Source organism: Spongiimicrobium salis (assembly GCF_043678055.1).
In the GTDB taxonomy this organism is placed as follows: Bacteria; Bacteroidota; Bacteroidia; order Flavobacteriales; family Flavobacteriaceae; genus Spongiimicrobium; species Spongiimicrobium salis.
Genome location: NZ_JBHEQA010000002.1, coordinates 1 through 12757 on the forward strand (window position 1 = coordinate 1; position 12757 = coordinate 12757).

11 protein-coding genes are annotated in these 12757 nt (G+C 38.0%); all 11 read right to left on the minus strand.

What is annotated here, in order from left to right; all coding sequences use genetic code 11:
- Nucleotides 1–196 precede the first annotated feature (196 nt).
- A complete protein-coding gene (locus ACEXOE_RS09345; protein WP_394748510.1) occupies nt 197–634 on the minus strand; it encodes a PaaI family thioesterase in 438 nt (145 codons plus the stop codon).
- 4 nt (nt 635–638) lie between these two features.
- Nucleotides 639–878 (minus strand): DUF6095 family protein, encoded by a 240-nt coding sequence (locus ACEXOE_RS09350; protein WP_394748511.1) that lies wholly within the window; start codon nt 876–878, stop codon nt 639–641.
- A gap of 12 nt (nt 879–890) precedes the next feature.
- Nucleotides 891–1805: a DUF4249 family protein gene (locus ACEXOE_RS09355; RefSeq protein ID WP_394748512.1), complete on the minus strand. Its 915-nt coding sequence runs from the start codon at nt 1803–1805 to the stop codon at nt 891–893.
- 3 nt (nt 1806–1808) lie between these two features.
- Nucleotides 1809–4211, minus strand: a complete 2403-nt coding sequence (locus tag ACEXOE_RS09360) for a TonB-dependent receptor (RefSeq protein WP_394748513.1) — start codon at nt 4209–4211, stop codon at nt 1809–1811.
- 132 nt (nt 4212–4343) lie between these two features.
- Nucleotides 4344–6560 carry an NADP-dependent isocitrate dehydrogenase gene (locus tag ACEXOE_RS09365; protein WP_394748514.1) on the minus strand — a complete coding sequence of 739 codons (2217 nt, stop codon included), beginning with the start codon at nt 6558–6560 and terminating at the stop codon, nt 4344–4346.
- Nucleotides 6561–7272: 712 nt separating this feature from the next.
- Nucleotides 7273–7623 (minus strand): 50S ribosomal protein L19, encoded by a 351-nt coding sequence (rplS, locus tag ACEXOE_RS09370; protein ID WP_394748515.1) that lies wholly within the window; start codon nt 7621–7623, stop codon nt 7273–7275.
- 162 nt (nt 7624–7785) lie between these two features.
- The gene (gene trmD / locus ACEXOE_RS09375) at nt 7786–8463 is read right to left on the minus strand and encodes a tRNA (guanosine(37)-N1)-methyltransferase TrmD (RefSeq protein WP_394748516.1); all 678 of its coding nucleotides are present in this window, start codon (nt 8461–8463) and stop codon (nt 7786–7788) included.
- Between the two features lie 33 nt (nt 8464–8496).
- On the minus strand, nt 8497–8943 hold the full coding sequence (locus tag ACEXOE_RS09380) for a GNAT family N-acetyltransferase (protein ID WP_394748517.1): 447 nt from the start codon (nt 8941–8943) through the stop codon (nt 8497–8499).
- Between the two features lie 42 nt (nt 8944–8985).
- On the minus strand, nt 8986–9600 hold the full coding sequence (locus tag ACEXOE_RS09385; RefSeq protein WP_394748518.1) for a tRNA (guanine-N1)-methyltransferase: 615 nt from the start codon (nt 9598–9600) through the stop codon (nt 8986–8988).
- A 136-nt stretch (nt 9601–9736) separates the two neighbouring features.
- Nucleotides 9737–11185, minus strand: a complete 1449-nt coding sequence (locus tag ACEXOE_RS09390; protein ID WP_394748519.1) for a glyceraldehyde-3-phosphate dehydrogenase — start codon at nt 11183–11185, stop codon at nt 9737–9739.
- Between the two features lie 132 nt (nt 11186–11317).
- Entirely contained in the window at nt 11318–12721 is a 1404-nt protein-coding gene (locus ACEXOE_RS09395) for a S1C family serine protease (protein WP_394748520.1), read from the minus strand.
- Nucleotides 12722–12757 lie beyond the last annotated feature (36 nt).

A 12757-nucleotide genomic window follows, 5' to 3' on the forward strand; every position in this document is an offset into this window, starting at 1 on the left:
AGTTAAGCCCGTCTGCGCCGATGGTACTGCTATACCAAGTGGGAGAGTAGGCCGCCGCCTTTCTTCGCCGCGCCAAGCGTGGTTCACACAAGCTCCCTTACAGCAATGTAAGGGAGCTTTTTTTATGCATTATATTTAGGAATGAAAAAGATAAACTTTGGTTCAAAAATTTTTTTGTCCGCAGAAAAAAGTGGAATTATAAATAACCAATTTCGGGAGATAAAGCCACTTTACTTTTCATAAAATTTCCAGTCCCAAAGGCAATTTCTTTACCGGCTTCATTGTAAAGTATGGATGTTGCAACAAAAGAATTTCTGGATTTGAATTTTAAGCTTCCCATTGCTGTTAGTTTACCATGATCGGCAGGACGCACTAAATTGATATTAAAGCTTGTTGTAAGCACAAAGAAATCTGAAACCACAGAATTTACCGCAAAAAAAGCAGCATCATCCAATAATTTAAAGTAAACAGAACCGTGAATGGCATTCAATGCGTGAAAATACTTTTCAGAAATGGTCAATCCAATTTCTGCACTTCCTTCTGTAATTGTACAGGTAGTAGTATCAAATATCATGGTATTTACATTACTTTTTAGGTACATCCGCTCTAATTTTTTGTAATGTAAAGGATCCATGATCTTATTGTTTTTTAGTGCTTTTTTTCCCAAAAATAGCATCCATAAGTGTCTTTATGCTATAAAACCCAAAACCAATAGCGCTTATGGCCAACAGAAAACCTAATACAAGCACCGGAATATACAAAGGGTGCTCCTGATTTTTAAACGCTTGGTAAATGGCATAGGGTGCCGTGAACATGAATACCACGGTATAGCCAAAAAGTTTTAAACTTCTAATCAAGAGATCTTTATTGGTTCTCATATGCACAATTCGTTATTCTATAATTAGCGTTTCGCTAAATTCTTCCACAACGGCAAAATAGCCTAAGGCAAAATTATTAAGATTTTCCTCACTGTTTAAGGCGGCAATCGTATTAAATAAATCTATCGTATTTAAATTAGTAACATCCTCGATATCTCCAATGTCTATTCCAGTTACATTCGCAATATTACCCCTTACCGTTGCCGCAGGAACTCCAAAAGGTCCTAAATTACCATCACTTTGGTCGATCACCTGACCCATATAATTGAAAAAAGACCTGTCCGCGCCTAAAATGCTAATTTCTACACGTTGTCCAGGCTGTAAATTTTTATCATAAAAATAGGAAAACTCAAATTGTTGGTCTTCATAAAAAATATCGGGACTCACTAAAAATTCATCAAAATCAAAATCAAAAATGTAAAAATCTTCTTGATTTGCATTATCCGTAAACGTTATGATTACCTCTGTATCATCTTCATCAAATAAAGTACCATCACCCTGCTCTAGGTTATCGATGGGCGCAGCCTCTACAAAGGAGGTTTGTGATAGATACGTCTGCCCTTGATATACAATGCCAAGAACAAGTCTGCCACTCGTAAAAAAATCCGATCCATTAAACCCTTCAAAGACACCTGGATTGACCTCCCTAAAATTGATGATATTTGGGTCAGATGCCGTAGGGGTGAAATCTAAATTCGCCAGTACCAAGGTATCAAGATCATCTAGAGACAAGGGGGTAATATTTTCGAAAAAAGAATTCGTTAAGTTAATTTTCACCGTTGCCATCTGGATGTCATTGGAGGTGTCTATCCGAATAACGGCATCTACAATTAACCGAGGTTCTTCAGTGGGCAAATCTACATCAACAACATCTTCGCAAGCATTAAACCCAATCAAAAGTGTAATATATAAACATATTTTTTTCATGACCTAAAATTTAAAGTTATAGGTAACCGCAGGAATAATTCCAAAAATGGAAGTTCTGATGGCTTCATTGGAATTGGTATCCTGATTCCGTCTAAAATTGATGGAAGCTGCATTTTTACGGTTGTACAAATTATAAATACTAAAAACCCATTCTGCTTGTAACTTTCGGTTTTTGTTCTTTCTAGGAGTCAAGGTTGCGGATAGGTCTATGCGATGATAGTCTGGCAGACGTTGCGTGTTACGGGGACCAAAAAACGGAACAGTCAAGCCTTGGAATTCAAATTGTCCAATGGGAAAATTGGTAGGTTGTCCGGTTTGAAAAATGAAATTGGTATTGAATTTCCATTTTTTATTCAGTTCATAGTTCAAGTATACCGAGAGGTCATGGGGTTTATCGTAGGCGGTGTTGTACCATTCCCCAAAATTGATTCCTGTTTCCGTAATAGGGGCGCCATTGAAAAAAGTGCCGGTTCTACCCGGAGTCCTTTGTTCGGATTTGGATAAGGTATAGGCTAGCCAACCCGTAAATTTTCCTTCATTTTTACGAAAAAGTACTTCCAGGCCATAAGACCGGGCTTCCCCATTTAGAATAACCCGTTCAATGTCATTATTTGCTATTAAATTCGCTCCATCAATATAATCGATTCTATTTTGTATGCCTTTGTAAAAAGCTTCCACTTCCAAAGAATATTTGCCTTTTCCAAAGCGTGTAAAATAACCCGCGGCGTATTGATCTAGTAATTGAGGTTTTATAAAGGGACCGCTGGGAGTCCAAACATCCAAGGGCGTGGGAGAGCTGGTATTGGATAAAAGATGTAGGTATTGTGCAAGACGCGTATAACTGGCCTTAAAAGAGTTATTGTCGTTAAAGGCATAGGCCAAGGAGAATCGAGGCTCCAGGTTGGTAAATGTGGCTAACTGTTCCCCTCTACCAAAACTTTCTTCCCCAATGGGTGGTGCTTCTTCATAAACCTGGGTGAGAGGATTAAAAAGAACAGGGTTGTTATCTTGATACACATTTAAGCGATCTTGACCTAGACGAATGAAATGACTCAGACGAAGACCATATTCCAAACTAAGTTTGTCCGTGACATTATGTTCCAAATCTACATATATTGCTGTTTCATTGGCAAACTTCTTTGTTAACTGCTCTTCTACAATGCCAGAATCCGATCTGTTGGGGCTGATCTTACCAGGGTTGAAATCATAATAAATATTGTTTAGACCGTAGTTCAATTGTAGTTTATCACTGAGGTAATGTTTTAAATCGTATTTCAGATTAAAGTTCTCAATACCCGAATCCCATTCAAAACCAACAAAGTCCAGTTCCAATCCGTAATTGTAGGCGGAATAAATAAGCGAAAGATTAGAAAAAAGCTTGTCCGAAAACAAATGATTCCATCTTAAATTTACAACGGCATTTCCATACGTATTTACAAAACTATCGCTAATACTGAATAAGTCTCTGCCGAAATAACCCGATAGAAACAAATTATTACGACTATTGATCTTATAATTTAATTTGGTATTTAAATCAAAGAAATAGGCCTTATTGTCATTGTCGAAGAGCGGAAGAAACAAGTGGGCATACGAAGATCTTCCTCCGATTAGGAAAGAAGCCTTATCCTTGGCAATAGGGCCTTCTACAAGCAAACGACTGGCCACGGCACCAATTCCTCCATTAACCTCAAAATTTTTACTGTTTCCTTCTTTTTGGAAGATTTCCAAAACCGAGGAGACGCGCCCGCCATATCTGGCAGGGATTCCTCCTTTAAACAACTTTACATCTTTGATGGCATCAGGGTTGAATACAGAGAAAAAACCGAACAAGTGGGAAGAATTAAAAATAGTGGCTTCGTCCAAAAGAATGAGGTTTTGATCTACCGCTCCTCCGCGAACGTTAAAGCCTGAAGAAGATTCCCCTGCATTGGTAACTCCCGGTAATAATAAGAGCGATTTAATAACATCTGCCTCTCCCAGGACTACGGGGACATTTTTTATCGTTTCGGCCGTCAGGGTATTCACACTCATTTGGGGTGTACGAATCTGCAGCCTTTCTACATCCTCGCTGGTAACTACAACTTCATCGAGCTGCTCCACACCTTCAACAAGTTGAAAATCTAATTTTTTATCTTCAAAAAGAGCTACTTTTTTGCTAATGTCCTTGTATCCTATATAGCTGACGATGATTTGATAATTCCCTTCCGGTAGGGTTATGGAGTAAAAACCATATTCATTCGTGGTTGCCCCGGTACGCAATTCCGTAATGGCTACCGTTACTCCAATTAAGGTTTCATTACTGGAAGCTTCACTGACTGTACCACTTAGGGTATATTTTTGTTGGGAATATCCGGAAAAGCAAAAAATGAAAGAAAGCCAAATAAATACAATAGAGAATCCTTTCATTCAATGAGGGTTTAGGTAAAAATAGCTAGAAAAATTAATCTTCTAAAATAGTTAACAGTTATTTAAACTAAAAAGGGTTTTGCAGCTTTTAGCTGCAAAACCCTTGCCAATGTTAATATTTGGATACTAAATTTATAAGCTATTTAGTATGGTGTTAAAAGTTGTACTTGGACGCATTGCCTTTGCAATAGCCTCGTCTTCGGGTTTGTAGTACCCTCCGATTTCCTGTGAACTCCCCTGGACGGCATTCAATTCTTCTATAATGGTACTTTCGTTCTTTGTCAGAGCCTCCGCAATACCACCAAAGAGGTTTTTAAGGCTTTCATCCTTTTCTTGCGCCGCTAAGGCTTGAGCCCAATACATGGCCAAGTAGAAATGACTTCCTCTATTGTCCAGTTCTTTTACTTTTCTTGAAGGAGACTTGTCGTTGTCCAAAAACTTCTCGGTAGCCGCATCCAAGGCATCTGCCAGCACTAAGGCTTTGGCATTATTATTTTTCTCACTGTAATGTTCCAACGAAACCCCCAATGCCAAAAATTCCCCAAGAGAATCCCAACGCAAATGTCCTTCTTCCGTAAATTGCTCCACATGTTTTGGTGCAGACCCACCAGCTCCAGTCTCAAAAAGGCCTCCTCCGTTCATTAAGGGAACAATGGAAAGCATCTTAGCACTGGTTCCTACCTCTAGAATAGGAAATAAGTCCGTTAAATAATCCCGTAGAACATTTCCAGAAACCGAAATAGTATCTTTTCCGTCCTTAATGCGCTCCAATGTGAATTTCGTAGCTTCTATAGGTGATAGGATTTGAATATTCAGGGCTGAAGTATCGTAATTGGCCAAATACGTGTGCACTTTCTTTATTAATTCCGCATCATGGGCTCTTTGATCATCCAACCAAAATACGGCAGGAATTTGAGAGGCTTTGGCCCTTGTAATTGCTAATTTTACCCAATCTTGAATAGGGGCATCTTTTACCTGGCACATTCTCCAAATATCTCCGGCGGCAACTTCATGGGAAAGGAGTATATCTCCGGAATTGGTATCGATTACTTGTACCGTACCTTGTGCCGCGATTTCAAAAGTTTTATCGTGGGAACCGTATTCTTCGGCCTTCTGGGCCATTAATCCCACATTGGGAACAGTTCCCATGGTAGTTGGGTCAAAAGCGCCATGTTCTTTACAGAAATTGATGGTAGCTTCGTAAATACCGGCATAACTGCTATCGGGAATAACGGCTTTGGTATCTTGGGTGTTCCCCGCTGCATTCCACATTTGACCAGAATTTCTGATCATTGCTGGCATGGAAGCATCAATAATGACATCACTGGGAACATGAAGGTTTGTAATACCTTTATCCGAATTTACCATGGCCAAATCAGGGCCTTCTTCAAGGGCAAGTTGGATGTCGTTTAATATAGCAGTCTTTTTATCTTCATCCAATTCTTCCAACTTATTGATTAGATTTTCTAATCCGTCATTGGCACTGATCCCCAGAGTTTCAAAAGTTGCTGCATACTTCTGGAAAACATCAGAAAAATAGGCTTCAACCGCATGTCCAAAAATAATTGGGTCGGAAACCTTCATCATTGTCGCTTTCATATGCAAAGAAAAAAGAACGTTTTTTGCTTTGGCATCGGCAACTTGTTCTCTTAAAAAGGCCAAGAGCGCCTGTTTGTTCATTACGGTAGCATCAATGATTTCCCCTGCCAATAAGGGAACTTCCGGTTTAAGGGTTGTAGTGCCATTTTCACCTACAAAATCAATTCTAACACTAGTTGCATCGGCTAAAGTCAGTGATTTTTCATTGGATTTAAAATCTCCAGAAGTCATAGTGGCAACATGGGTCAAAGAGTCTGAACTCCAGGCTCCCATACTATGTGGATTTTTTTTCGCGTAGTTCTTTACAGGTTTGGGAGCTCTCCTGTCAGAATTACCTTCTCGAAGTACAGGGTTAACCGCACTTCCTTTAATTTTGTCATAACGGGATTTAACTTCTTTTTCGGCTGCATTCTGAGGTTCATCCGGGTAGTTGGGAAGTTGGTATCCTTTTTCTTGCAATTCACTAATGGCTTCTTTCAATTGAGGAATGGAAGCACTAATATTGGGTAATTTTATAATGTTCGCTTCGGGCTGTTTTGCCAACTGACCCAGTTCGGCTAGGTCGTCCGAGATTTTTTGATCTTCATTGAGATAATCGGGGAAAGTAGCTATGATTCTCCCGGCAAGCGATATATCTTTTGTTTCTATTTCGATGCCTGAGGTTTTTGTAAATGCCTTTACAATAGGTAAAAATGACTGTGTGGCCAGGGCTGGCGCTTCATCTGTCTTTGTGTAGATTATTTTTGGCATGTATCTAAAAGTTTTATTTAAGCGGTGCAAATATACAACTTTATATAGGTCGGAAAGATGGATGTTCCCTTAAACTTTTAAGAAGAATAAGATGATAAGGAACCGTTTTTGGATAGGAATGCCCGAAAGAACACAATAAAACAAAAGCCATATCATTGTAACAAGTACATTGACATGGCTTTCTAGAATAATAGCCCTTTTTTTGTTTTATGCGTATAGTATGTACTATTTTACATGAAACGGCAACCATTGATTGCTTTGGAACCATTATTTCAACGTTTGAAATACTTTTATGCCCTTAATCCTTAAACCAAGCGGCTTTATGGTATTTCTTTTATGTTACCTTAAACATTGATTATCGCTTAAAAACCGAAATTTTTAAAACAATCATCTATGCCAATACAAATTTAAAAAGCGACAGCAATCCAAATTCAATTACTCCTTTTAAAGCGTTTTATAAATTTACATTATAAAGTGCTCCAAAATCAGTAAGACAACACTATAAAGAACGTAAGCTTTATACCAGTTAAAAAAGAACCATCGCTGGCTTTTTTCATTAACCTTAGTCAAATATAGCCGAAAAAAATAAAAACGCAAATTTTGTAAACAATTAAAAATCAACATGATATGAACTACTGTTATTAACAATTGTTCATAAAAAAACACCTGCTTTGTACAGGTGTTTTTCATGAAATTATGATGTTTTGTAGAATTAGCCTCTGATTTCTTTAATTCTGGCTTTCTTACCGGTAAGACCTCTAAAGTAAAAGATACGTGCTCTTCTAACTTTACCTCTTTTATTTACTTCTATTTTTTGAAGCGCGGGCATATGTACAGGGAAAATACGTTCTACACCAACAGTACCAGACATTTTACGAATAGTAAAAGTTTCTGTTGCTCCACTTCCTCTACGCTGAATAACTACACCTCTAAAGAACTGGGTACGTGTTTTTTCACCTTCTCTAATTTCGTAGTATACCGTAATTGTATCTCCTGCAGAAAATTTAGGAAATTCTTTTTTGGTAACAAATTCGTCTTGAACAAATTGTATTAATGACTCCATTGTATTTTATCATTTTGTAGTTTACAAAAACCAACATTCACGGATATCGTCAGAGGTTAATTTTAATCGAGTGCAAAAATAAGCTATAAATTATGATCTACAAGCTATTTTTGAAGTTTTTTTCCTTTTCCGAGCTTGTGTAAAACCGATTGGTTTGGACTATTAGCCTTCCAAGAGATCTGGACGACGTTTTTTTGTTCGTTCAAAGGCTTGCTCTTCCCGCCATTTTTCAATTTTTGGAAAATTTCCACTGAGTAATACCTCAGGAACCTTTAATCCCTTATATTCAGCAGGTCTCGTGTATACTGGGGGCGCAAGAAGATTATCTTGAAAAGTATCGGTCAATGCCGAAGTTTCATTACTCAATACCCCCGGTATTAATCGGATAATGGCATCGCACAAAACAGCAGCACCCAATTCTCCACCAGAAAGTACGTAATCTCCAATAGAGATTTCTTTTGTGATGAGACTGTCCCGAACCCTTTGGTCTACTCCTTTATAATGCCCACAAAGTATAATGAGGTTTTTTTGCAATGATAATCCATTGGCCATTTTTTGATCCAGTGTGGCTCCATCGGGGGTCATATAAATGACTTCGTCGTATGTTCTTTCTTTTTTTAAAGCACTAATGCACTTATCTATGGGTTCGATCATCATCACCATTCCTGCTCCTCCTCCGAATTGATAATCATCAATTTGTTTGTAACTAAGCGTGGTATAATCCCTTAGGTTGTGAAAGTGGATTTCTACGATGCCTTTATCGATGGCTCTTTTTAAAATAGAGGCTTCAAATGGGCTCCGTAATAATTCTGGCAATACGGTAATAATATCTATGCGCATGTACTCTTTTTTAAGAATAGTTATTTGGACTTCCTATTCGGCAGCCCAAAAATAATGAAAACAATGAAGATCTTTTTTCCAATTTAAACGTTCATAGAGATGTTGTGCGGGATTATCTATGGCTGTTTCCAAGGCCAATCCTTTGCATTTTTTTTCTATACAAAATTCCTTTGCCCTATCTAAAAGCGCTTCCCCGATGCCCTTTTTGCGGTAGCTTTGATCTACATAAAGATCATTTAAGATAAGAACAGATTGCAGGCTTACCGAAGAATAAGAGGGGTATAACTGTGTAAAACCTACAGCCTTGTTGTCCCAATAGGCTAAAAAAATAACAGCTTCCTTAGAATGGATCCGTGCTTCTAAAAAAAACCGAGCCCCTTCAAGATTGGATTCTTGTTTGTAGAACACTCTATAGGCATCAAAAAGCGGTGTTAACTCCTGAATGTCTTCTATAGCTGCCCGTCGGATGCTTACCTCCATAATACCCGTAAAAAAAAGCTCCTTGTTTAGGAGCTTTCATTCTTATTTTGATTTTTTGTACTTATTAATTTCATCCTGAAGCTGTCTACTGATACGTTGCTCTCGCTCTAACGCCCTTCTTCGATGATCTTCGTATTCGGTTTCCACCTCGGATAAGGAAGTTTTCGCTTCCTGGGTCAAAATATTACTTCTTCGGAATCTATAAATAAACAACAAGAGTAAAAGGAACAGCACTCCTATGATACTCCATAAGCTAAGATTGTAAGTGCCTTTAGAAACTAACATTCCAAGAAAGGACATACTGTCCTTTTCTTCGGTTACGGCATTAAGATTATTGGTGATTTCATCTAATTTAGCATTTAGAGATTCAATGGTGGACTCGTGTCCCGCTATTGTGGTTTTAAGTTCCCCAGTTTTTTTTTGGGTAACACTTAGGGAGTCCAGAATGTTTTTCTTAAGCTTATTTAAATTATTAACTCTAACAACCACGTAAGGCACACCTTCTGAGCGCCATTTTGACGATTTTGTAATAATAAAATCCAGTTGGTTGCTAATAGGGCCTTTATCCAAGGATAATTCTTCATTACTTTCTTGTGCATATTGGAGATTAACCGTCACTAAGGCAATCACCAAAAGAAGTGTTCTAGAAGCTTTCATTTTTTTGTAATCTAGTGTTTATATTTCCTTACAGAGGGCTAAAGTAATTGAATATTCTCAATTACGAAAAAAAAACGACAAGAAGCTGAAAGGCATTCTATGTCGTTTTTCTTCCATTTTTTATATGAACCCCTAATTAATAATAGGTATATCTTCTTACTTTGGCAATATACTTTGCCAAACGAATTACTTGATGCGAATATCCATATTCATTGTCATACCAAATATAGAGCACAATATTTTTCCCATCTTCCGAAACAATAGTAGCATTACTATCATATATGGAAGGTGCAGAAGTTCCAATAATATCTGTGGATACCAATTCATTGCTCAAGGAGTACTTGATCTGTTCTACTAAATCCCCTTCCAAAGCATATTTCTTTACAATGGTATTAATACTTTCTTTAGAAGTCTTGGTTTTAATTTCCAAGTTTAGAATGGCCAAAGACCCATTGGGGACCGGAACTCTGATTGCATTGGAGGATAATTTCCCCTTTAAAATAGGTAATGCTTTGGCAACGGCTTTTCCTGCACCGGTCTCGGTAATAACCATATTCAATGCTGCAGCTCTTCCACGTCTATATTTTCCATGCATATTATCGACCAAATTTTGGTCATTCGTATAGGCATGTATCGTTTCCAAATGCCCCTTAATAATTCCTAAAGAATCTTCTACGACTTTCAAGATAGGTGTAATGGCGTTTGTTGTACAAGAAGCCGCCGAATAGATTTTTGTAGTATCAGGGTCAAATTCAAGGTTGTTAACACCGTGAACAATATTGGGAACCTCTTTTCCAGGAGCGGTCAAAAGTACCTTAGCAGCTCCTTTCGCTTTTAAATGCCTTCCCAAAGCTTTCTTATCCCTAAAAGCCCCAGTATTATCAATAATAAGGGCATTGGAAATTCCCAAAGCGGTATAGTCGATATCTTCAGGTTGATTGGCACTAATCATATGTACCGTAGTACCATTGATGATCAAGGCTTTATTTTCAAAATCGGTGCTCACTGTTCCCATGAATTCTCCATGGACAGAATCTGTTTGAAGCAGTGTTGCTCTTTTTTCAAGAATTTCTGGGGTAAGGGAGCCTCTTGTAACAATGGCTCGTAAGCGCAATTGATTTCCTTTTCCAGTTTTGGCCATGAGTTCCCTTGCCAAAAGTCTGCCAATTCTTCCAAACCCATATAGTACCACATCTTTGGGTTGAATGGCACTGGAAGTTCCGGCACCTTTTAATTTATCCAATACAAAAGCCTTTACATTGTGATGACTATTATCCTCTGCATGGTATTCATAGGTCAATTTCCCAATATCGAGCTTCGCTGGAGGAAGTTTAATATCGTTGATCGCTCTAAGAATCTCAACAGAATCGAATATGGAAATGGGTTTTTGTACAAATTCCCCGGCATACTCGTGCAGATTGATGATATCACTGACATTTTTGTCGATAACCTGATTTTTAAACAAGACGATCTCTATGGATTTGTCATACCAAAGATCGCTTACGATCTTGATAAATTCGGTCGTTGCCTTTCTTCTATCTGCTTGGAAAGCCAATTCTTTTTCGTAAGATGTAATTGCACTCATGGAACAATATTAAGTTTGATATTTAAAATTTTTTGCAAAAATAGCGGTTTCAAACGTTTTCGTAAGCATATTTTGTATAAAAAAAGCACGCTATCGATAGCGTGCTTTTTTTTAACGTTAATTAACCATATACTATTGGAGTACGAGACGTTCTATTTCTCCATCTTCGTTCACCATGGTAATACTATTGGTACCGTATTTGGAGATATTTCCAAATAATTTTGCAGCATGATTAATATCCGTGATTTCTTCATCGTCAATGGCCACTAACAATTTTCCTTCTAAATTATAACTTTGGAATCGCTGCGCCACTCTTGTTATTTTTACACCATTGTCCACTTTATATAGTTTTTTATCTTTTTCTGTCAGATTTCTAATTTCTACTTCAATATTCCCCATAGGAATAATGGCTGATTGTCTAGCTTTAATGGTTACGGGAAGCACTAATGTTTTAGAGGCTCTTTCTACAGTAACATTTACTTTTTCCCCTAAGCGTTTGGAAGAAATATAGCCAGTTAGATCTGCAAACTTGTGTACTTTTACACGATCTATCTTTTTGATGACGTCCCCTTCTTTTAGACCTGCATCATCAGCTCCAGATTCTTCTTCAACACTTCCAACGTATACTCCGTCTAATTGATCTACGCCCAATTCTTTCCCTTGAGGAGAAAATGGAATTACCGCGCTTATCCCCAAGATTCCCCGTTGTACATCGCCATACTCTATAATATCATCGATTACTTTTTTGGCGATATTGCTGGGTACGGCAAAAGAATATCCGACAAAGGTTCCCGTTTGGGAGGTGATCGCAGTATTGATGCCTACAAGGTCTCCATTGGTATTGACCAATGCACCACCACTATTTCCTGGGTTTACAGCAGCATCGGTTTGAATAAAGGATTGATTGTTTTCCGAAAAATCCAAATTCCTTGCTTTTGCGCTCACAATACCTGCGGTAACCGTGGAAGTTAGGTTAAAAGGATTCCCTACAGCCAATACCCATTCTCCTATTTTTGTATTGTCCGAATCCCCAAAAGCCAAATACGGCAGTTCAGTATCGGCATCGATCTTCAATAAGGCAATATCTGATTTGGCATCGGTCCCTACAAGTTCCGCATCATAGATTTTATTGTTGTTTAAGGTTACCTGTAGTTTTGTAGCCTTATCGATCACATGATTGTTGGTGACAATATAACCATCAGGAGAAATAATGACCCCCGAACCTGTGCCTACAGAAGGTCTTGTTTGGCCGCTGCCATAAAATAGTTCTCTTAAGCTCGAAGCTTTTTTTCCTTTTACAATATTTTTGACATGGACCACAGCATTTACCGTCTTTTCTGCAGCCAAAGTGAAATCTACTTCATTGATTCCTGCACCTTTGGCCGAAACCGGAGTATAATTTGTACTGAATACTGGTGTTTCAGGACTCTGCGAAACAATAGTGTAATTTGGTTCTTCAAAAAATAATTTATAGGCTCCCAAAGTAATTGCACCTGCAAAAACGGCAACCAAAAGTAAACTCCCTAATTTCTTCATATTTACTAATTATTTAAATTCTACTTGATATGTTAA

Coding starts and splice junctions, on each gene's coding strand:
- ACEXOE_RS09350 (WP_394748511.1), bottom strand. CDS start 878: ATGAGAACCAATAAAGATCTCTTGATTAGAAGTTTAAAACTTTTTGGC.
- ACEXOE_RS09345 (WP_394748510.1), bottom strand. CDS start 634: ATGGATCCTTTACATTACAAAAAATTAGAGCGGATGTACCTAAAAAGT.
- ACEXOE_RS09365 (WP_394748514.1), bottom strand. CDS start 6,560: ATGCCAAAAATAATCTACACAAAGACAGATGAAGCGCCAGCCCTGGCC.
- trmD (WP_394748516.1), bottom strand. CDS start 8,463: ATGCGCATAGATATTATTACCGTATTGCCAGAATTATTACGGAGCCCA.
- rplS (WP_394748515.1), bottom strand. CDS start 7,623: ATGGAGTCATTAATACAATTTGTTCAAGACGAATTTGTTACCAAAAAA.
- ACEXOE_RS09380 (WP_394748517.1), bottom strand. CDS start 8,943: ATGGAGGTAAGCATCCGACGGGCAGCTATAGAAGACATTCAGGAGTTA.
- ACEXOE_RS09395 (WP_394748520.1), bottom strand. CDS start 12,721: ATGAAGAAATTAGGGAGTTTACTTTTGGTTGCCGTTTTTGCAGGTGCA.
- ACEXOE_RS09355 (WP_394748512.1), bottom strand. CDS start 1,805: ATGAAAAAAATATGTTTATATATTACACTTTTGATTGGGTTTAATGCT.
- ACEXOE_RS09360 (WP_394748513.1), bottom strand. CDS start 4,211: ATGAAAGGATTCTCTATTGTATTTATTTGGCTTTCTTTCATTTTTTGC.
- ACEXOE_RS09385 (WP_394748518.1), bottom strand. CDS start 9,600: ATGAAAGCTTCTAGAACACTTCTTTTGGTGATTGCCTTAGTGACGGTT.
- ACEXOE_RS09390 (WP_394748519.1), bottom strand. CDS start 11,185: ATGAGTGCAATTACATCTTACGAAAAAGAATTGGCTTTCCAAGCAGAT.